The sequence below is a fragment of the Dactylosporangium sp. CA-092794 genome, assembly GCF_050948465.1.
GTDB lineage: Bacteria > Actinomycetota > Actinomycetes > Mycobacteriales > Micromonosporaceae > Dactylosporangium.
Genome location: NZ_CP192044.1, coordinates 10,599,830 through 10,619,553, shown reverse-complemented (window position 1 = coordinate 10,619,553; position 19,724 = coordinate 10,599,830). Strand labels below are relative to the sequence as shown.

Here is a 19,724-nt window from a genome sequence, read left to right as displayed (position 1 = left end):
TCGACCTACCGATCCTTGGCCATCTTGTCACTTGCGCTGCTCGCTTGCGACGAGAGGTGCCCCGCAGCGGGACGTCGCGGGGTGCGTCGGCGTCGTACCCTGTGGACTGACGAGGGGGAGGAGCGGATCGTGGCGTGGTTCCGCCGACGCAAGCCGGCAGCAGGTGGACGCACCGCGAGCCGCGAAGACCTGGCCTACCTCGAGGAGTTCGTGCGCACCCGGCGGGGCGTGGAGGGGTTCATCGAGCCCCGCACGACCGTGACGGAGACGACACTGCTGCTCATCGCCCACGACGGGGAGTGGACCCGGCGCCGGATGGACAGCCCGCAGGCGGCGCGCCAGTTCGCACACCGCCTGAGCATGCCCATCTACGACATCGCGCTGGTCGGCTATCCGCAGCGCTGGCGCGACTACAACGCCCGCAACAAGAAGAGCTGAGCTGCTCCGCGGCGATCTCGTCGATCAGCGCTGCCCAGCCAGCCGGACCTTGTGGGTCCTCGCTGTTTCATTCGGCCGCGATCTCCTCGATCAGCTCGAATAGTGTCCGCACCGGCACGCCCGTGCCCCCCTTGGCCCAGTAGCCGAACGGCTCGCCGGAGTGGTAGCTGGGGCCGGCGATGTCGATGTGGGCCCACTGCACGCCCTCGGCGACGAACTCCGACAGGAAGATGCCGCCCTGCAGCATGTGGCCGGCCCGGTCCATGCTCGAGTTGACCTGTGAGATGTCCGCCACGTCGGAGTCCATGCCCTTGCGCACGTCCTCGGGCAGCGGCATCGGCCAGGCCGGCTCGCCGGTGCGCTCGCCCGCGTCGCGGACCCGCTCGCACAGCTCCGGCGTGCCCATGACGCCGGCGATGCGCTTGCCCAGCGCGATCACCTGCCCGCCGGTGAGCGTGGAGACCTCGAACAGGTAGTCGGGCTCGTCCTCGCAGGCCCGGGCGATCGCGTCGCCGAGGATCATCCGGCCCTCGGCGTCGGTGTTGAGCACCTCGACCTGCTCGCCGTTGTACATGCGGACCACGTCGCCGGGCCGGTACGCGCTGCCCGAGACCATGTTCTCGGCCATCGGCGCGTAGGCCACCACGGCGACCTTCGGCTTGAGCTGGGCGACCGCGAGCATCGTGGCGACCACCGCGGCCGCGCCGGACATGTCGGACTTCATCTCCCACATGCCCGCGGTCGGCTTGATCGACACGCCGCCGGTGTCGAACGTGATGCCCTTGCCGACGAGCGCGACCCGCCGGGTGGCGCCGGCCGGCTCGTAGGCGATGCGCACCAGGCGCGGCGCGGCCGCCGAGCCGAGGCCGACCGCCAGGATGCCGCCGTAGCCCTGCTTGGCCAGGGCCTTCTCGTCCAGTACCGACACCTCGAGCGACGCCTCGGTGGCGGCCGCGGCGACCTGGTCGGCGAACTGCGGCGGCCGCAGCTCGTTGGGGGCGGTGTTGATCCAGTCCCGGGTCCGCGCGACCACCCCGCCCAGCACGGTGGAGCGCTTCAGTGCCGCCCGCCCGGCCCGGCTGCCCGCGTCGGGCACGTGCACCAGCACCCGGCGCACCGGGTCGCGGGTGGCGGAGGGCTTCGAGCGGTACCCGGCGAATCGGTAGGCGCCCAGCAGCGCCCCCTCGCCGGCCGCGCGCACCCCGGCGACCAGCTCGGCGTCGGCCGGGGCGTCCCGGTCGGCCAGCGGCAGCACCAGCGCGATGGAGGCCGAGCCGGCCAGCGCCCGGGCCGCCGCGCCCGCGGCCCGGCGCAGCGACTCCGCGGCCGGCACCGCCCCGGCGGGCTCGGGGCCGAGGCCGACCGCCGCCACGAGCGGGGCCTTGACCGCGCCGAACGCGGCGAGCTTGGTCACCTCGCCGAGCGCGCCGGTCGCGCCGAGCATCCGCAGGGTCTCGGCCAGCCCACCGCCCGGCCGGTCGGTGAAGGCCGCCGCGACGGCCTCGCCGCCGGGGGCGAGCAGCAGCTTGGCGTCGCCGCCCTCATGCGCGTAGACGCCGATGACGACGGCATCGACGGCGAGCTCGGCGGGGTCGGTGTCGACCAGGGTCAGGGAGGTCACTGGTGCTCCACATCACTGATGGTTGCCGCGGGTTCTCCACGGCCTGCGTCACTGCCGGTATCCGGGCAGCTTAAGCATGCCGTCGAATCGGGTGCAGGACACCATAACCAACGCGATAGGTTGCGGTCATGACGCAACCCTTGCGGCACCCCGCGCTGTATCACCGCCATGTGGCGCTCGGTGCCAAGTTCGCGGCGTTCGGCGGCTGGGAGATGCCCCTGGAATACGCCGGCGGCGGCGTGCTGAAGGAGCACGCGGCCGTCCGCGAGGACGTGGGCGTGTTCGACGTGTCGCACCTGGGCAAGGCCCGGGTGCGGGGGCGCGGCGCGGCCGCGTTCGTCAACGCCTGCCTCAGCAACGACCTCGACCGCATCACCGCCGGCCAGGCGCAGTACACCTTGTGCCTGGCCGACAACGGGGGCGTGGTGGACGACCTCATCGCGTACCGGTTCGGCGACGACGACGTGTTCCTCATCCCCAACGCCGCCAACACCGCCGAGGTGGTCCGGCTGCTCACCGCCGCCGCCCCGACCGGGATCAGCGTGGTCGAGCAGCACGAGATCTTCGCCGTGCTGGCGGTGCAGGGCCCGCGCTCCGCGGCGCTGCTGGACGGGCTCGGCGTGCCCACCGACCACGACTACATGAGCTTCGCCGTCACCACCTACGCCGGCGCGGACGTCGTGGTGTGCCGCACCGGCTACACCGGCGAGCACGGATACGAACTGGTCGTACCGTCGCACGACGCACACACCCTCTGGGACGCCGTCGTCGAGGCGGGCGCCCGCCCCTGCGGCCTGGCCGCCCGGGACACCCTGCGCACGGAGATGGGCTATCCCCTGCACGGCCAGGACCTCTCGCTGGAGATCACGCCCGTCCAGGCCCGCTCGGGCTGGGCCGTCGGCTGGAACAAACCCGAGTTCTGGGGCCGCGAGGCGTTGCTGGCCGAGAAGGCCGCCGGCCCGCGCCGGCTGCTGTGGGGCATCGAGGCGCTCGACCGGGGCATTCCCCGCGCGCACATGACCGTGCTGCGGGGCGACACGCCGATCGGCGAGGTGACGAGCGGCACGTTCTCCCCGACCCGCCGGGTCGGCATCGGCCTGGCCCTGATCGACACCGCCTCCGGCGCCGGCGAGGGCGACGAGGTGGCGCTCGACGTCCGTGGCCGCCGCTCGGCGATCCGCCTGGTCAAGCCGCCGTTCGTGAAATCCTCGGTTCGATGATTTTTCCGAGCTACCGCGATGTCCGTCGTGGTCCGGACCGTAACTCCCGTGGCCTCACCGTCCGCCGGTAGTCACGGTCAGGCTGCCGCCGCGTGCTCCGAAGCCGATCAGCCGATCGACAGCACGATGAGGGCGGCCGCCGTCGACAGTTCGATCGCCGCGCCGATCACGTCGCCGGTCAGGCCGCCCAGCCGGCGGCGGGCGTGGGCGGTCAGCGCCCAGGACACCGCCACCGCCCCGGCCACGGCGAGCGGCCCGCGCCACGGGTCGGCCAGGGCGGTCAGCGCGGCCGTGATCAACGTCACCGCGGCGAGCCGCGACGGGCTCATCGTGCCGGCCACCAGCACGCCGAGGCCCTCCGGCCGGGCGGCCGGCACCCCCCGGCGGCAGGCGACGGTCGCGCCCAGGCGGCCCGCGGCGTAGGCGGCCGTGACCCCCGCCACGGCCGCCGGCCAGTCCCGGGACAGCAGCGAGGTCGCGGCGGCGGCGTCGACCAGCAGCACCGAGCCGATCGCCGCCACCCCGAACGGCCCGATGTCCGGCTGCTTCATGATCTCCAGCGCCCGCTCGGCCGTGGCGTAGGAGCCCAGCCCGTCCGCGGTATCGGCCAGCCCGTCGGCGTGCAGCCCGCGGGTCAGCAGCAGCCCCAGGGCGACCAGCACCGCGCCGCCCAGCAGCGGGGCCGCCCCCAACCAGACCAGCCCGCGGGCGGCCGCGGCCAGTACCAGGCCCAGCAGGGCCCCGGCCAGCGGCGCCAGGGCCATGGCCCGCCCGGCCACCGGGCGGTCGAACCGGTCGGCGCGCACCGGCGCGACCGTGAACAGGCTCAGCGCGAGCCTCAGTCCTCCCACGACGGTTTCACGTACGGCATCTCGGCGGTCGGGGAGTCCGCGACGACGCGCTGGATCTCCGACTCGATGTCGGCGTCCTCCGGGGCCGGCGCCTCCCGCTGCGGGGTCGCCGCGGCGATCGTCAGCGCGGTGTTGACCAGCGGCAGGGCGGTCAGCGCGGTGGCACCCTCGCCGAGGGCCAGGCGTAGCTGCAGGAACGGCGCCGCGCCGAGCACGTCGGCGGCCAGCTTGACCGTCGGGTTGTCGCCGTGGTCGGGCATGAGCAGCCAGTGCCGGGTCTGGGCGCCGTAGTCGCGGGCCACCAGGCCGGCCGCGACCCCGACCGGCCCGTCGATCATGACCGGCAGGCGGCGGGAGGCGGCGCCGAGCAGGACGCCGGTGGCCACCGCGATGTCGCCGCCGCCGACCATCGACAGCATGACGTGCGGCTCGCGGCTGCGGTCGCGGATGCGGTGGCGGGCGTCGCGGACCGCCCCGATCTTGCGGATCCAGGCCGCGTCGTCGACGAAGCCCGAGGCGTCCACGACCCGGCCGAGCAGCGCGGGCGGCTCGGCGCCGGTGAGCACCGCCACCACCGCGGCCGCGGCGGCGTCGGAGCCGGCCCCGCAGGCGGCCAGCACCAGCAGGTCGACGCCCTCGTTGGCGGCCGCGTCGGCGAGCCGCCAGCCCAGGGTCAGCGCCGCGTCGACCGCGCCGTCGTCGAGGGCGTCGTGCAGCTCGGCGGGGCCGGCGTCGGGGCAGTCGATCGCCTGGACGCTCGCGCCGGCGGTCGCGGCCAGCATGGCGATCGTGGCGGTGCCCTCGACGACCTCCTGCAGGCGCCGGTCGGCGGCGGCCGCCGAGTCCCCGGCCGCGAACCCGCCGGTGCGGTCGCCGCGCAGCACCAGCACGCGCGGCTGCTGGAACGGGCGCGGGTCGGCGCGGCCCTGCACGCCGCCGGCGAAGCGGACCACCGGGACCAGCCCGCCCAGCCCGGCGCCGTTGAGCCCCAGGGTGAGCAGCCGCTCGGTGGCCTCGTGGGCGGTCGACTCGTCGGGCAGCGGCAGCTCCATGCCGGGGGAGAACGACAGCGTGTCGCCGCTGTCGGCGGTCGACAGCACCGAGCCCGCGCCGGCCGCCTCGAAGACGAACGGCTCCGGCGGCGCCGCGGCGGGCACCCGCTCGGCCGGCGCCTGTTCGGCGGCGGCGACCCGGCCGCCGGCGTGACCGACCGCCGCGCCGCCGCGCAGCCACGACACCTCGCCCGCGACGACCATCGCCACGCCGTCGCAGGCGGCCGCGATGCGCTGGTTGAGCCGGCCGTTGGCGTCGGTGAACGTGCGGCCCGCCTGGGTGATCGGCAGCAGGGTCAGGCCCACCTCGGTACCCACGATCACCAGCAGCCCGGCCCCGCACCCGCGCACGGCGTCGGCGAGCGCGCCCACCGGCCCGTCGGCCGCGGCCGGGTCCGACCAGTCGCCGGTGCCGTCGTAGAGGGCGGTGAGCCAGCCGCCGAGGTCGTCGACGAGGATCGTGTCCTCGGCCTTCGCGCCGGTCAGCAGCTCGGCGAGGCGGTCAGGCGCGGTGCCGAGCTCCTCGGTCTGCCAGGTGTCGGGGCGGCGGGTCCGGTGGGCGGCGATGCGGGCCGCCCAGCCGTCATCGCCGACGCCCTCGGCCGCGGTCGCCAGGTATCGCACCCGGCCCGCGCCGGCGACGAGCGCCTCCGCCACTTCCGACTTCCCGGACCGGATTCCTCCGAGCACCAGCAACCGCATGCCCCGTACTTTAGAGGGACACCGGTGGCCGGAGTCGGCTCAGGGCCGCGGGGCCGATACGCTCGAAGTCTTCTACCTGGGACAGGAGTGTGACCATGGCGTGGACGTGGCAGTTCGAAGACGCTGAGAGCAGGGCGGTCGATGGCCCCAACGAGGCGTTTTCCAGCCAGTCCGACGCGGAGTCGTGGCTCGGCCAGACCTGGCGCGAGCTGGTGGCCAAGGGCGCGGCGACGGCGATCCTCAGCGAGGACGACCGCACGGAGTACAAGATGAGCCTGCTGCCGGCCGGGGGCTGAGGTGTCCTACGGCCAATACGGCAGCCGGACCGGCCGGCTGCCGCGGGAGGCGTTCCGGCCCAGTGCGATCTTCCTGGGGCTGGTCGCGCTGCTGGTCGTCAGCGGATGGATGGCGTGGTCGGGGTTCGGCAGCGCGAAGTTCAACGTCTTCCTCTTCGTCGCCGCGGGCTGGGCGATCTCGCTGTGCCTGCACGAGTACTCGCACGCGCTGGTCGCCTTCAAGGGCGGCGACATCGACGTGGCCCACCGCGGCTACCTGACGCTCAACCCGCTCAAGTACACCCACCCCCTGCTGTCGATCGTGATTCCGCTGATCTTCGTCATGATCGGCGGCATCGGCCTGCCCGGCGGTGCGGTCTGGGTCAACCACGGCGCGATCCGCAGCAAGTTCGTCGACAGCCTGATCAGCTTCGCCGGCCCGGCCACCAACATGGTGCTGGCGATCGTGCTGGTGCTGCCGTTCAGCCTCGGCCTGGACACCACCGGCCACCCAGCCTTCTGGGCGGCCCTGGCGTTCCTCGCGTTCCTGCAGCTCACCGCCAGCGTGCTGAACTTCGTGCCGATGCCGGGCGTCGACGGCGGCAACCTGATCTACCCGTGGCTGTCCCCGCAATGGCAGCGCGGTTTCGGCCACATGGCGCCCTACGGCATGCTCATCCTGATCGCGCTGCTGTGGTCGCCGAAGATCAACGCCTGGTTCTTCAACGTCGTGTACTGGATCGGCGACCTGATAGGACTGCCGTCCTACCAGGCCGCCGTCGGCTACGACCTGTTCCGGTTCTGGTCGTTCTAGCGGCCCCTACAACCCCTACGGCCGCTTGGCGGGGCTCTGCGTCAGCGCGGGGTCCCGCTGCACGACCGGCTCGAGCACCTCGTCGATGCTCTTGAGCAGGTCGGCGTCGAGCCGCTTCCCGGACGCCTTGACGTTGTCCTCCAGCTGCTCCGGCCGGGTCGCGCCGACGATCGCCGAGGACACGTTCGAGTTCTGCAGCACCCACGCTACGCCGAGCTGCGCCATCGACAGCCCGGCCTGCTCGGCGAGCGGGCGCAGCCGCTGCACCGCCTCCAGCACGTCGTCGCGCATCAGCCGGGAGATGAACGTGGCGCCCGACTTCTCGTCGGTGGCCCGCGACCCGGACGGCGGCGGCTGGCCCGGCTTGTACTTGCCGGACAGCACGCCCTGGGCCAGCGGCGAGAACACCACCTGGCCGATGCCGAGCTCCTCCGAGGCCGGGACCACCTCGGCCTCGATGACGCGGTACAGCGCCGAGTACTGCGGCTGGTTGGACACCAGCTGGATCTTGAGCTCCTTGGCCAGCGCCGCCCCGGCCCGGATCTCCTCGGCCCGCCACTCCGAGACGCCGATGTAGAGGGCCTTGCCGGCGCGCACCACATCGGCGAACGCCTCCATGGTCTCCTCCAGCGGCGTCGCATAGTCGTAGCGGTGCGCCTGGTAGAGGTCGACGTAGTCGGTCTGCAGCCGGCGCAGCGACCCGTCGATCGAGCGCATGATGTGCTTGCGCGACAGGCCGCGGTCGTTACGGCCGGGCCCGGTCGCCCAGAAGACCTTGGTGAAGATCTCCAGACCGTCGCGGGTCTGGCCCTTCAACGCGTCGCCGAGCACCACCTCGGCGCGGGTGCCGGCGTAGACGTCGGCGGTGTCGAACGTGGTGATGCCCAGGTCGAGCGCGGCGTGCACGCAGGTGGTGGCCTGCTCCGCCTCGATCTGGGAGCCGTGGGTGATCCAGTTGCCGTATGAGATCTCGCTGACGATCAACCCGGAACGGCCAAGGTGACGATATTCCATCCCTTGACCCTAATGGGCCGCCCCTTACATCACGGGACGGGTGTCGGCCAGCAGCCGGTCGATCTCGTCGGTGACCCCGGTCCGGCTGGAGAACGTGGCCTGGATGATCGCGCGGCCCCGCCGGTCGAGCGCGCCCCAGCGCTGCGCGTCGTCGACGATGAGGAACGCCACCGGGTGGATCATGATGGTGTGGTGCACCGGCGGCACCAGGACCCGCCCGGAGCGGTCCACCACGCCCTTGCGCCCGTCCAGCGACACCACGGCGAGGCCCTCGTCGCTGAAGCCGTCGATGTAGCGCCCGTCGAGCAGCGCGGTGGCGAAGCCGTCGTACTGGAACTGCACCACGACCCGGCCGACCCCGTCGACCGCGCCCCAGTGCCGGCCCCGCCGCACCGCCGCCACGCCCCGGCGGAACGGCCGGACGTCGTCGAAGCCGGTGGAGATGAGCACCGTGTTGTTCTTGTCGATGGCGATCCAGCGGGTGGTGCCGTCCTGCGACACCCAGGCGACGCCGTCGGAGAAGCTGCCGACGCCGATGTAGCCGGCCGACGGCTCGATGAGCACCCGGCCGGTGTCGTCGATGAGCTCCCAGGTCTGCGCGCCCTGCCGCTGCACCCAGGCGACGCCGTCGCGGAACGGCTGCACGTCGAGGTACCCCGGCCCGATGACGAAGTTGCCGTCGGCCTCGATGTAGCCCCAGCGCTGGGTCTGCTCGTCGAACGCGGGGGAGGGCGGCTTGCGGATCTGCAGGATCTCCTCGCGGGTGCGCGGGTAGGGCCCCCACCCCTTCTCGGCGACCCGCCGGAACACCGCGTCGAGCGCCAGCTCGGTCTGCGCGATGAGCTCCGGGTCCTCCTCCTTGCGCAGGTCGAGGGCCCGCTCGAAGTGGTTGCAGGCCTCCATGTAGCGGCCCTGGTCGTAGGCGCACCGCCCGGCGTGCTGGTGCATCGTGGCCCGCAGCCGGTCGGGCAGCTCGGAGGAGTTGGCCAGCGTGAACAGCCGGTCCGCCTCGTCGAACTCCTCCCGCCACTGCAGCACGTGCGCGAGCCGGGCCTGCGCGATCGCGATGCGCCGCAACTCGCCGGTGGCCTCGGCATGGGCCAGCGCGAGCTTGCCGTCGGCGACCGCCTTGGGCAGGTCGCCGAGGATCCGCGAGACCACCGCGCGCAGGCTCAGCAGCCGGGCCCGGGTGGGGTTGTCGGCGACCCCGTTGAGCTTGGCGGTCAGCTGGTCGCGGATGTCGGTGAGCTGCTCGACCTCTTCGCCCTCGATCTGCTCGCGCAGCGTGTCGGGGTCGAAGCGCCACATATACGCCGCCAGCACCTGCTCCGGGTCGGGCCCGGCCTCGGCGGGCTCCGCCCGTGGCCCGGGCGGCGAGGTGGGCGCGATCGCGGCCAGCTCCGGCGGGAAGCCCCCGGCACCGGGCCGCACGATCGGCAGGTATCCGGTGGCCTGCAGCCCGTCGACGCCCGCGCCGCCCACCGTCGCCGACCGGTAGGCGCCCATGGCCGTCCCGGACGCCACCGCCGGCGGCGGCTGGTCGCCCGCCTCGACGAACTCGACGTGGATCCCGCCGCCCCCGCTCACCGGCGCGCTGCTGACTGGCGCGCTGCTCACCGGTGCGCTGCTCACCGGCGCCGCGCTGATGGGCGCCTCGGGCATCGACTCGGCTCCGCCGTGCCTGGGCGCGGAGCTGACGGGTGCCTCGGGCAACGACTCAGGCCCGCCGTGCCTGGGTGCCGCGCTGACGGGCGCCTCGGGCAACGACTCAGGGCCGTGGTGCCTGGGCGCGGAGCTGACCGGCGCTTCGGGCAACGACTCGGGGCCGCCGTGCCTGGGTGCCGCGCTGACCGGCGCCTCGGGCATCGGCTCCGGCCCACCGTGCCTGGGCGCCGAACTGACGGGCGCGCTGCTCACCGGGATGCCGCTCACTGGGATGCCGCTCACGGGAGCGCTGCTGACCGGAGCGCTGCTCACCGGGGCATTACTGAGGGGTGCGCTGCTCACGGGTGCGCTGCTCACGGGGGCACCACTGACCGGGGCGCTGCTCACGGGGGCGCCGCTGATCGGGGCGTTGCGCTGGGTGCCGTAGACGCCCGGCGGGCCGCCCACCGCCGCCCGGCCCCGGCCCGAGGCGCGGGGCGGCTGGCTCTGGGGCGGCATGGTGGTGCGCGGGTGCCCGGCCTCGCTGCGGCGCACCCGCGGAACCTCGTCGGTCGGCTCGTCCAGGGCGCGGCTGCGCGGCCGGCCGTAGGCGGTGCCCTGCGGCGGCCGGCCGGGTCCGCCCTGGTCCCGGCGGTCGCGCGGATCGTCATGGCCCCGCGGATCCCGTCGGTCGTCGTAGCCGCGCTGGTCGCGGCGATCGTCGTAGCCGCGGGAGTCGCGGGAGTCCTCGTAACCGCGCGGATCGCGACGGTCGTCGTAGCCGCGCTGGTCGCGGCGGTCGTCATAGCCGCGCGGATCCCGTCGGTCGTCGTAGCCGCGGGGGTCGCGGCGATCGTCGTAACCGCGCTGGTCACGGCGGTCGTCGTAACCTCGGGGGTCGCGGCGGTCGTCATAGCCGCGCGGATCCCGGCGGTCGTCATAGCCATGGGGGTCGCGCCGGTCGTCATGGCCGCGCTGGTCACGGCGGTCGTCGTAACCCTGGGCGTCGCGCCGGTCGTCGTGGCCGCGCTGGTCGCGCCGGTCGTCGTAACCGCGCTGGTCCCGGCGGTCGTCATAGCCGCGGGGGTCGCGCCGGTCGTCGTGGCCTCGCTGGTCGGGGCCGGGGTAGCCGCGCTGCGGGTCGGCGTGGCCGCGGGCCTGCGGGCCCGGGCGGCCCTGGTGCTGCGGGTGGTCGCGCGGGTCGTGTCCGCCCTGGTCGGGGGCCGGCCGGCCACGGCCGGGGCGGTGCTGGTCGGCGTCGTCACGGCGCTGCTCGGGGACCCGGCCCCACGGCATCGTAGGCACGGCCGCCCAGGTGGGCGCGGCGGTTCCCGGCTCTTCTCCCGGGTACTCGTCGCTCACAGCTTCGCTCTCCTCGCCCCACTCCGGCACATTCATGCACCGGCGCCCGCCACGCGCCTACCCGGTGAAATCGTGGTCCGGTCGCGAAGGCAGGGTAAGGCTTCGAACCCTCCCACCGCCACCGCCGCCGCCGAAACGTGTCCGGCGCCGGCCGTCGCTCAGATGGCCTGCCCCACCTTGACCTGCGGCTTCGGGTTTCGGATGAACCGGAACGAAATGGAGCGCATGACGGCGTAGAGGTAGAGCGAGCCCATTCGATCCTTGGCGTCGGGGAACCGCTCGCGAACGAGCCGCTTCACCGTGCGGGAGATCATGAACCCGTCGACGGCGGTCGCCAGCAGCATGACGAAGAACAGGACGTTGGCCGCGGCGTAGATGCTCGAGTTGAGGCTGCGGTTGAACCCGACGATCATGACCAGGAACGTCGTGCCGAAGAAGAAGGTGCCGATCGTGCGGCGCGAGTCGACGATGTCGCGCACCAGCTTGCGCACCGGGCCCTTGTCGCGGGCCAGCAGGTATCGCTCGTCGCCGTTGGCCATGCCCTCGCGCGCCTCGACACGCTCCACCCGCTGTTTCTCGCGCAGCCGCTTGGCGGCCTCCCGGCGGTTGGCCGCCGGCGGCTCGGCCACGCGGCGGCCGGCCACGACCTGCTTGGGGGTCTTCTGACCCAGGTCGCGCTTGCTGGGCGTGTGGCCCCTCGGCCCTACCTCCGGCTCCGGCTCGGAGACGGCGACTGCGGCGGGCTCTTCTGACTTACGGCGAAACAGCGACGGCACGACACGAAGGGTAGCCGACGCGGCCGAAGATCAGCAGCGTCGGCCACCTCTCATCCGAAATTCCTCAGCCCAGCTCGACGTGGGCGCCGAGGTCGTTGAGCTTGCCCTCGAAGTCCTCGTACCCGCGCTGGATCAGCTTCACGCCGTAAACCCGGGAGGTGCCCTCCGCCGCGAGCGCGGCGATCAGGTGGCTGAACCCGGCCCGCAGGTCGGGGATCACCAGGTCGGCCGAGTGCAGCTTGGACGGGCCGGCGATGACGGCCGAGTGCATGAAGTTGCGGCGGCCGAACCGGCACGGGGTGCCACCCAGGCACTCACGGTAGGTCTGGATGGTCGCGCCCATCTGGTTGAGCGCCGCGGTGTAGCCCAGCCGCCGCTCGTAGACGGTCTCGTGGACGATCGACAGGCCGCGGGCCTGGGTCAGCGCGACGACCATCGGCTGCTGCCAGTCGGTCATGAAGCCCGGGTGGACGTCGGTCTCCATTGCCACGGCCTTGAGCTCGCCGCCGGGGTGCCAGAACCGGATGCCGCCCTCGCCGGGCGTGTCGTCGATCTCGAAGGCGCCGCCGACCGACGTGTAGAGGTTGAGGAAGGTCATCATGTCGGCCTGGCGGGCGCCCTTGACGAACACGTCGCCGCGGGTGGCCAGGGCGGCCGCGGCCCAGCTGGCCGCCTCGATGCGGTCCGGGATCGGCCGGTGGTTGTAGCCGGTCAGGCGCGGTACCCCCTGGATCTCGATGACCCGGTCGGTGTGCACCTTGATGATCGCGCCCATCTTCTGCAGCACGCAGATGAGATCGATGATCTCCGGCTCCACGGCCGCGTTGCGCAGCTCGGTGACGCCCTCGGCGCGCACCGCGGTGAGCAGGATCTGCTCGGTCGCGCCGACCGACGGATACGGCAGCTGCAGCTTGGCGCCCTTGAGCCCGTCCGGCGCGGTGATGTCCATGCCGGTCGGGGACTTGTCGACGACCGCGCCGAACTCGCGCAGCGCCTGGATGTGGAAGTCGATCGGCCGGCCGCCGATGTTGCAGCCGCCGAGGTCGGGGATGAACGCGTGACCGAGGCGGTGCAGCAGCGGGCCGCAGAACAGGATCGGGATGCGGCTGGAGCCGGCATGGACGTTGATCTCGTCGACGTTGGCCGACTCGACGTTGGACGGGTCGAAGAAGAACTCGCCGTCGAGCGGGCCGCGCGTGACCTTCACACCGTGCAGCTCCAGCAGGCCGGTGACCACCTCGACGTCACGGATCGCGGGGACGCCGTACATCCGGCTCGGCGTCTCACCGAGCAGAGCGGCGACCATCGCCTTGGAGACGAGGTTCTTGGCGCCGCGCACACGGATCTGTCCGTTGAGCGGCGTGCCGCCGTGCACGGTGAGCACGTCACCGGCGTCGTAGTTGGTCACGGAAAGCCTCCTGCAGGCAGGAACGAAGAAGCAGAACGCTGACGCAGCGTGACGAAAGCGCGGAAGCCGCACCGCGTCGCCCGCGCAGCATATCCACATCTACTGCATGCGGAAGTCGGCCGCACGTCACCCCTGGCACGAACTCGTGACTCCGGCCCGGATCACCACACAGGGTGAGCACTCACTGCCGCTACGGCAGCGCCAGCATGCGGTCCAGGGCCACGCGGGCGTAGTGCGCGGTCTCGGGGTCGACCGTGATCTGGTTGGGCACCCGCCCGGCGACGAGCTCCTCGAGCGCCCACACCAGGTGCGGCAGGTCGATGCGGTTCATCGTCGAGCAGTAGCAGACGTTGCGCTCCAGGAACGTGATCTGCTTGTCCGGGTGCGCCAGGGCGAGCCGGCGGACCAGGTTGAGCTCGGTGCCCACCGCCCACGCCGAGCCGGCCGGGGCGTTGTCGATCATGCGGATGATGTACTCCGTGGAGCCCACGTAGTCGGCGGCGGTGACCACCTCGTGCCGGCACTCCGGGTGGACCAGCACGTTGACCCCGGGCACCCGGGCCCGGACGTCCTCGACGGCGTCGAGGGAGAACCGGCCGTGCACCGAGCAGTGGCCCCGCCAGAGGATCATCTTCGCGGCGCGCAGTTGCTCGTCGGTCAGGCCGCCGCCCGGCTTGTGCGGGTCGTAGAGCACGCAGTCGGCGAGCTCGAAGCCGAGCTTGAGCACGGCGGTGTTGCGCCCGAGGTGCTGATCGGGCAGGAAGAAGACCTTGCTGCCCTGCTCGTAGGACCAGCGCAGCGCCGTCTCGGCGTTGGACGAGGTGCACACCACGCCGTCGTTGCGCCCGACGAAGCCCTTGATGTCGGCGGAGGAGTTCATGTAGGTCACCGGCACCACGTCGCCGGCGATGCCCAGCTCGACGAACCGCTCCCAGGCCTTCTCGACCTGCGGCAGCGCGGCCATGTCGGCCATCGAGCAGCCGGCGGCCAGGTCGGGCAGCACGACCCGCTGCGCGTCGGAGGTCAGGATGTCGGCGCTCTCGGCCATGAAGTGCACGCCGCAGAAGACGATGTACTCCGCGTCGGGCCGGGCGGCGGCCTCGCGCGCGAGCTTGAAGGAGTCGCCGGTCACGTCGGCGAACTGGATCACCTCGTCGCGCTGGTAGTGGTGGCCCAGCACGAAGACGCGGTCGCCGAGGGCGGCCTTGGCGGCGCGGGCGCGCTCGACCAGGTCGGGGTCGCTCGGGGCGGGCAGATCGCCGGGGCACTCGACGCCCTTCTCGGTGTCGGGGTCGGTGCCGCGGCCAAGGAGCAGCAGGGCGGTGGCGGTTGACGAAGGTTCGGCCCAGGTCACCCTCCGATCGTCCCACGCTGCGCCGACCGCACGACTGTGACGTGCACAATGGCCGGATGCGTGTGCTCGTGTGTCCGGACAAGTTCGCCGGCACCATCTCCGCGGCCGCCGCGGCCGAGGCCTTCGCGGCCGGCTGGCGGACCGAGAAACCCGGCGACGACCTCGTCCTCCGCCCGCTCTCCGACGGCGGCCCCGGCTTCGGCGAGGTGCTCGCCGCGGCGCTGCCCGGCGCGGCGCTGATCGCCGTGCCGACCACCGACCCGCTGGGCCGGCCGGTCCAGGGCCACGTGCTGGTCGACGGCGCGACCGCCTACGTCGAGAGCGCCGAGGCGTGCGGCCTGCACCTGCTCGCCGAGGAAGAGCGTGATCCCGCCCACACCACGACGTTCGGCCTCGGCCCGCTCGTGCTCGCCGCGGTGGAGGTCGGCGCCCGGGAGATCGTCATCGGCCTCGGCGGCAGCGCCACCAACGACGGCGGCGCCGGGCTGCTCGCCGCGCTGGGTGCCGCCCCGCTGGACGACGCCGGGTACGCGCTGCCCTACGGCGGGGCGGCCCTGGCCGGCTGCGCCTCGCTCGGCGGCGCGCCCCGGCTGCGCGAGGCGACCCTGGTCGCCGCCACCGACGTGAACAACCCCCTGCTCGGGCTGCACGGCGCCACCGCCGTCTACGGCCCGCAGAAGGGCGCGACCCGGGAGGACGTGTTCACCCTCGACGGCGCCCTGACCCGCTTCGCGAAGGTGCTGGAAACGCTCCCATCGGCCCCGCCGAACCTGGCGAACCTGCCCGGCGCGGGCGCGGCCGGCGGCCTGGGCGCCGCCATCCTCGCCCTCGGCGGGCGGGTCGAGTCGGGCATCGGCCTGGTCCGCCGCCTCACCCGCCTCGACGCGGAGATCGAGGCGTCCGGCCTGGTCGTGACCGGCGAGGGGGCATTCGACGAGCAGTCGCTGCGCGGCAAGGTCGTGGCCGGCGTGGCCACCGCCGCCCGCGACGCCGGCGTGCCCTGCGTGGTGGTGGCCGGCCGGGTCGACGCCGGCCGGCGGGAGGCCGCCGCGATCGGCGTCACCGAGTCCCACGCGCTCGTCGAGCACTTCGGCAGCGTCGCCGAGGCCCGCGCCCGCCCCGCCGACGGCCTGCGCGAACTCGGCCAACGCCTCGCGCGACAGTGGAGCAGGTAGCAGAAACCGTGTCACTATGAGATGGGAATGCCATCGGAAGCCGCGGTGTTGGCCCCGATGGAACTGTAGACATCACCGCAGGGAGCTTTGATCGTGACCGCTTCGCAGCTTGCCGAGCCCGTTCAGACGGACAACCCGGCCGGAATCGGCCTCACCGCGGATGCCGCTGTAAAGGTGAAGGGACTGCTCGACCAGGAGGGCCGGGACGACCTGCGGCTGCGCGTCGCGGTCCAGCCCGGCGGCTGTTCGGGCCTGCGCTACCAGCTCTTCTTCGACGAGCGCTCGCTCGACGGGGACAAGGTCAGCACCTACGAGGGCTTCGAGGTCGTCGTCGACCGCATGAGCGTGCCGTATCTCACCGGCGCGACGATCGACTTCGCCGACCGCATCGACGCCCAGGGCTTCACCATCGACAACCCCAACGCCCAGGGCTCGTGCGCCTGCGGCGACTCGTTCCACTGATCATCCGATCAGCCAACCGAACTTCGCGATTTCCGTTCGGCCGCCCACCGGTTTCAGGTGGGCGGCCGAACGGTGTCCGGGAGGTAATCTGATCCGGCTCCCTGCCCTGATCGCCCGCCCGACCCACCGAGGTTCTCCATGAAGATCGCCGTCACCGGCTCGATCGCGACCGACCACCTGATGCACTTCCCGGGCCGCTTCGCCGAGCAGCTGCTGGCCGACCAGTTGCACAAGGTGTCGCTGTCGTTCCTCGTCGACGACCTCACGGTCCGCCGCGGCGGGATCGCCGCCAACATCGCGTTCGGCATGGGCCTGCTCGGGCTCAGCCCGACGCTGGTCGGGGCGGTCGGCGCCGACTTCGACGACTACCGCAGCTGGCTCATCCGGCACGGCGTGGACTGCGACTCGATCTACGTGAGCGAGATCGCCCACACCGCCCGGTTCGTGTGCACCACCGACGACGACATGAACCAGATCGCGTCGTTCTACGCCGGCGCGATGGCCGAGGCGCGCAACATCGAGCTGTCCCCGGTGCAGCACCGCCTCGGCGGCCTCGACCTGGTGCTCATCGGCGCCAACGACCCGGTCGCCATGGTCCGCCACACGGAGGAGTGCCGCGAGCTGGGCATCCCGTTCGCCGCCGACAGCTCCCAGCAGCTGGCCCGCATGTCCGGCGAGGAGATCCGCAAGCTCGTCGACGACGCGGCGTACCTGCTCACCAACGACTACGAGAAGGAGCTGCTCGAGTCGAAGACCGGCCTCACCACCGAGCTGCTGCTGGACAAGGTCGGCATCCTGGTCACCACCCTGGGCAAGGACGGCGCGGTCATCCGCAGCCGCACGCTCGACGCGGAGATCCACGTCCCCGCGATCCGCGGCGTGCAGACGGTCGACCCGACCGGCGTCGGCGACGGCTTCCGCTCCGGCTTCTTCGCCGCCCTGTCGTGGGGGCTGGGCCTGGAGCGCGCCGCCCAGGTCGGCTCCATGGTGGCGGCGCTGGTCCTGGAGACGGTCGGCCCGCAGGAGTACTTCATCCAGCGCGACGAGTTCGCCAAGCGCGTCGCCGACAGCTACGGCGACGCCGCGGCCGACGAGATCCGCACCTACCTGCCCGCCTGATCACCCCCGGATTCCTATCCCTATCAAGTCGATAGGGATCGGAGTATCGTTGCCGCCGTGATGTATGTGGTGGTCCTGGCGGTCCTCGCCGTGGCGACCGTGGCCGGCCTGCTCTACCGGGCCCGCTACGGCCGCCTGCGCGCGGCCGGCGGCGACCTACCGCCCGGCCTGCTGCCACCCGCCGCGGCCGGCGGCTCCGTGGTCCTGCTGCACTTCTCCTCGGCGACCTGCGCGCCCTGCCGCCAGGTGCGCGCGGTCTGCGCCGACCTGGCCGGCGACCTCGACGGCGTCCGGCACGTCGAGGTCGACGCCGACGAGCACCTCGACGCCGTCCGGCGGCTCGACATCTGGCGCCTGCCCACCCTGCTCGTCGTCGACCGCCGCGGCCGGGTGGCCCGCCGCACGGTCGGCGTGCCCGACCGCGTCACCCTGCGCCAGACCGTCTCGGAGGTGCTCGCCTCATGACCAGCCCCGCGACCGCCAAGCCGGTCGGCCTCGACCCGCGCGGCCCCCGCTTCTCCGCCGTCCTGACCACGATCGTCTTCGTGGTGGTGCTGCTCACCGGCAGCGGCTGGCTCGCCCTCGCCCAGGCTGTGATCTTCGCCATCGGCACATACGACCCCCGCCGCACCCCGTATGGCCTGCTCTACCGCTACGCGGTCGCCCCGCGGCTGGGCCCGCCGGCCGAGCGCGAGGACCCGGCCCCGGTCCGCTTCGCCCAGACCGTCGGCCTGGTCTTCACCGTGGTCGCGGTCGCCGGCTACCTGAGCGGCGCCACCGCCCTGGGCGTCGTCTTCGCCGCGTTCGCGCTGGTCGCCGCGTTCCTCAACGGCTTCTTCGGCCTCTGCCTGGGCTGCGAGGCCTACCTGCTGATCCGCCGCCTCCGCAGCACCGGCACCCCGGCCTAGCCCTCCCGTCGCCGGCTGCCGGCCTAGCCCGCCGGTCGCCGGCCGGCGGCCCGGGCCTCCGGTCGCACGCTGACGGCCTAAGCCTCCGGCCGGCGACCGGCCGGCCTGGGCCTCCGGTCGCACGCTGGCGGCCTAGCCCTCCGGTCGGACGCCGGTGGCCTGGGCCTCCAGCCGCACGGTGTGGCGGTCGCCGTCGGTGGACAGGAAGGTGTGGCCGCGCAGCCGGCACCAGGCCGGAATGTCGATCGCGGCGGCCGGGTCGTCGGACAGCACCGCGATCTCGGTGCCCGCCGGCTGCCCCCCGGCGGCCTTGGCCAGCATGATGACCGGCAGCGGGCACTTCTTGCCCAGCGCGTCGATGACGAGGCTCACAGTCCGGCCTCCGCGCGGGCATCGGCGACCAGGCCGGGCAGGACGGCGAGGAAACGGCGCACGTCGTCGGCGGTGACCCCGCGGTGCAGCGACACGCGCACGTTGCCGTGGGTGAGCACGCCCATCGCGGCGAGCACGTGCGACGGCCGCAGCGTGTCCGAAGTACACGCGGAACCCGAGGAGACCGCGAACCCGGCGCGATCGAGAGCGTGCAACAGCACCTCGCCGTCGACGTAGAGGCACGAGAACGTCACGATGTGTGGCAGCCGCTCGTCGGGCTCGCCCACGAGCTCCACGTCGGGGACGGTCGCGGCCACCGTGCGGCGGATCTCGTCGACGAGGGCACGTTGGCGTACCCCCTCGGCATCAGCCTCCGCCGCGACGGCCCGCAGCGCGGCCGCGGCGGCGACCACCGCGGGCACGTCCGCCGCCGCGTCGTCCCAGGGCGGCTCCCACCGGGTGCCCTTGCGCACCGCCAGGACGCCGACGCCGGCCGGGCCGCCCCACTTACGGGCGCTGCCGGCCAGCAGCGACCAGCCCGCGGGCAGCGGCCCCCGGCCGATCGACTGCGCCGCGTCGACCAGCAGCGGCACCCCGGCGGCCGCACACAGCCGGGCCGCCTCGGCGACCGGTTGCACGGTCCCCACCTCATGATTCGCGCTCTGTACCGCCGCCAGGGCCACTTCCGCCGATTTCACCGCCGGCTCCAGCTCGGCGAGGTCCACCACCCCGGTCCGCGACACCGGCACCGCCACCGCGTCCGCGCCGGCCGCCTTGATCACCGCGGAGTGCTCCACCGCCGAGTGCACCACCACCCGCCGGTCCCGCGAGCGGCGAACGCCCTCGACCGCGCGCCGGATCGCGTCGGCGCCGCCGGAGGTGAAATGCAGCTCGTCGGGGCGCACGCCCAGCACCTCGGCGGCGGTCTCCCGGGCCGCGTCGAGCAGCTGCCGGGCCCGGCGGGAAGTCGCGTAGAGCCGGCCCGGATCGGCCCAGCCGTCCTCGGCCGCGGCCAGAAACGCTTGCCGGGCAACGGGATGCGGGGGAGCGGCGGTGGCCGAGTCCAAGTAGACGCCCACCCCCGCAACGGTATCGCGACCCGGACACGGCCACCCCAAGCCGGGCGGACCGAGCATGGTCGAGTACGCTCGCCAGCG

21 protein-coding genes are annotated in these 19,724 nt (G+C 73.2%); 11 read left to right on the top strand and 10 right to left on the bottom strand.

The window, feature by feature from the left end; all coding sequences use genetic code 11:
- Positions 1–129 precede the first annotated feature (129 nt).
- Complete coding sequence (locus ACQPXD_RS45785; protein WP_432829640.1) at positions 130–438, top strand: hypothetical protein; 309 nt, start codon at positions 130–132, stop codon at positions 436–438.
- Between the two features lie 67 nt (positions 439–505).
- Here the strand turns inward: ACQPXD_RS45785 and ACQPXD_RS45780 are convergent, their stop codons facing one another.
- Positions 506–2,059, bottom strand: a complete 1,554-nt coding sequence (locus ACQPXD_RS45780) for a leucyl aminopeptidase (protein WP_432829638.1) — start codon at positions 2,057–2,059, stop codon at positions 506–508.
- 128 nt (positions 2,060–2,187) lie between these two features.
- On the opposite strand from ACQPXD_RS45780, the gene gcvT reads away from it, so the two are divergent.
- The gene (gene gcvT, locus ACQPXD_RS45775) at positions 2,188–3,279 is read left to right on the top strand and encodes a glycine cleavage system aminomethyltransferase GcvT (RefSeq protein WP_432829636.1); all 1,092 of its coding nucleotides are present in this window, start codon (positions 2,188–2,190) and stop codon (positions 3,277–3,279) included.
- 107 nt (positions 3,280–3,386) lie between these two features.
- Here the strand turns inward: gcvT and ACQPXD_RS45770 are convergent, their stop codons facing one another.
- Positions 3,387–4,130: an adenosylcobinamide-GDP ribazoletransferase gene (locus ACQPXD_RS45770; protein ID WP_432829634.1), complete on the bottom strand. Its 744-nt coding sequence runs from the start codon at positions 4,128–4,130 to the stop codon at positions 3,387–3,389.
- Positions 4,118–5,884, bottom strand: coding sequence for a bifunctional adenosylcobinamide kinase/adenosylcobinamide-phosphate guanylyltransferase (locus ACQPXD_RS45765; RefSeq protein ID WP_432829632.1), 1,767 nt, complete (start codon positions 5,882–5,884; stop codon positions 4,118–4,120). Before ACQPXD_RS45765 ends, ACQPXD_RS45770 begins: the two co-directional genes overlap by 13 nt.
- 95 nt (positions 5,885–5,979) lie before the next feature.
- On the opposite strand from ACQPXD_RS45765, the gene ACQPXD_RS45760 reads away from it, so the two are divergent.
- Positions 5,980–6,180, top strand: coding sequence for a hypothetical protein (locus ACQPXD_RS45760; RefSeq protein ID WP_432829630.1), 201 nt, complete (start codon positions 5,980–5,982; stop codon positions 6,178–6,180).
- Between the two features lies 1 nt (position 6,181).
- A complete protein-coding gene (locus ACQPXD_RS45755) occupies positions 6,182–6,973 on the top strand; it encodes a site-2 protease family protein (protein WP_432829628.1) in 792 nt (263 codons plus the stop codon).
- A 15-nt stretch (positions 6,974–6,988) separates the two neighbouring features.
- Here ACQPXD_RS45755 and ACQPXD_RS45750 read toward each other — a convergent pair whose 3' ends face one another.
- Both ACQPXD_RS45750 and ACQPXD_RS45745 read right to left on the bottom strand, forming a co-directional pair.
- Positions 6,989–7,987, bottom strand: coding sequence for an aldo/keto reductase family protein (locus ACQPXD_RS45750; RefSeq protein WP_432829626.1), 999 nt, complete (start codon positions 7,985–7,987; stop codon positions 6,989–6,991).
- Between the two features lie 24 nt (positions 7,988–8,011).
- Positions 8,012–9,493 carry a WG repeat-containing protein gene (locus tag ACQPXD_RS45745; RefSeq protein WP_432829624.1) on the bottom strand — a complete coding sequence of 494 codons (1,482 nt, stop codon included), beginning with the start codon at positions 9,491–9,493 and terminating at the stop codon, positions 8,012–8,014.
- Here ACQPXD_RS45745 and ACQPXD_RS45740 point away from each other — a divergent pair.
- Together ACQPXD_RS45740 and ACQPXD_RS45735 are read left to right on the top strand one after the other, a co-directional pair.
- Entirely contained in the window at positions 9,492–10,079 is a 588-nt protein-coding gene (locus tag ACQPXD_RS45740; protein WP_432829622.1) for a pentapeptide repeat-containing protein, read from the top strand. The genes ACQPXD_RS45745 and ACQPXD_RS45740 overlap by 2 nt on opposite strands.
- Positions 10,080–10,162: 83 nt before the next feature.
- A complete protein-coding gene (locus tag ACQPXD_RS45735) occupies positions 10,163–11,230 on the top strand; it encodes a hypothetical protein (RefSeq protein ID WP_432829620.1) in 1,068 nt (355 codons plus the stop codon).
- Here the strand turns inward: ACQPXD_RS45735 and ACQPXD_RS45730 are convergent.
- The 3 genes from ACQPXD_RS45730 to nadA form a co-directional block, all read right to left on the bottom strand.
- On the bottom strand, positions 11,152–11,769 hold the full coding sequence (locus ACQPXD_RS45730) for a DUF3043 domain-containing protein (protein ID WP_432829618.1): 618 nt from the start codon (positions 11,767–11,769) through the stop codon (positions 11,152–11,154). The genes ACQPXD_RS45735 and ACQPXD_RS45730 overlap by 79 nt on opposite strands.
- A 64-nt stretch (positions 11,770–11,833) precedes the next feature.
- Positions 11,834–13,177: a UDP-N-acetylglucosamine 1-carboxyvinyltransferase gene (murA, locus tag ACQPXD_RS45725; RefSeq protein ID WP_432829616.1), complete on the bottom strand. Its 1,344-nt coding sequence runs from the start codon at positions 13,175–13,177 to the stop codon at positions 11,834–11,836.
- A gap of 190 nt (positions 13,178–13,367) precedes the next feature.
- Entirely contained in the window at positions 13,368–14,531 is a 1,164-nt protein-coding gene (nadA, locus tag ACQPXD_RS45720) for a quinolinate synthase NadA (protein ID WP_432829614.1), read from the bottom strand.
- A 56-nt stretch (positions 14,532–14,587) separates the two neighbouring features.
- Between nadA and ACQPXD_RS45715 the strand changes: the two genes are divergently transcribed.
- The 5 genes from ACQPXD_RS45715 (at position 14,588) to ACQPXD_RS45695 (ending at position 18,195) form a co-directional block, all read left to right on the top strand.
- Positions 14,588–15,706 carry a glycerate kinase family protein gene (locus ACQPXD_RS45715; protein WP_432829612.1) on the top strand — a complete coding sequence of 373 codons (1,119 nt, stop codon included), beginning with the start codon at positions 14,588–14,590 and terminating at the stop codon, positions 15,704–15,706.
- A gap of 93 nt (positions 15,707–15,799) precedes the next feature.
- On the top strand, positions 15,800–16,168 hold the full coding sequence (locus ACQPXD_RS45710; RefSeq protein ID WP_432829610.1) for a HesB/IscA family protein: 369 nt from the start codon (positions 15,800–15,802) through the stop codon (positions 16,166–16,168).
- Positions 16,169–16,306: 138 nt separating this feature from the next.
- The gene (locus tag ACQPXD_RS45705) at positions 16,307–17,287 is read left to right on the top strand and encodes a carbohydrate kinase family protein (protein WP_432829608.1); all 981 of its coding nucleotides are present in this window, start codon (positions 16,307–16,309) and stop codon (positions 17,285–17,287) included.
- Positions 17,288–17,347: 60 nt separating this feature from the next.
- On the top strand, positions 17,348–17,752 hold the full coding sequence (locus ACQPXD_RS45700; protein WP_432844204.1) for a TlpA family protein disulfide reductase: 405 nt from the start codon (positions 17,348–17,350) through the stop codon (positions 17,750–17,752).
- Positions 17,749–18,195, top strand: coding sequence for a DUF4395 domain-containing protein (locus tag ACQPXD_RS45695; RefSeq protein WP_432829606.1), 447 nt, complete (start codon positions 17,749–17,751; stop codon positions 18,193–18,195). Before ACQPXD_RS45700 ends, ACQPXD_RS45695 begins: the two co-directional genes overlap by 4 nt.
- A 132-nt stretch (positions 18,196–18,327) precedes the next feature.
- Here ACQPXD_RS45695 and ACQPXD_RS45690 read toward each other — a convergent pair whose 3' ends face one another.
- Together ACQPXD_RS45690 and ACQPXD_RS45685 are read right to left on the bottom strand one after the other, a co-directional pair.
- Positions 18,328–18,567 carry a sulfurtransferase TusA family protein gene (locus tag ACQPXD_RS45690; RefSeq protein WP_432829604.1) on the bottom strand — a complete coding sequence of 80 codons (240 nt, stop codon included), beginning with the start codon at positions 18,565–18,567 and terminating at the stop codon, positions 18,328–18,330.
- The gene (locus tag ACQPXD_RS45685) at positions 18,564–19,646 is read right to left on the bottom strand and encodes a cysteine desulfurase family protein (RefSeq protein WP_432829602.1); all 1,083 of its coding nucleotides are present in this window, start codon (positions 19,644–19,646) and stop codon (positions 18,564–18,566) included. Before ACQPXD_RS45685 ends, ACQPXD_RS45690 begins: the two co-directional genes overlap by 4 nt.
- Between the last annotated feature and the right edge of the window lie 78 nt (positions 19,647–19,724).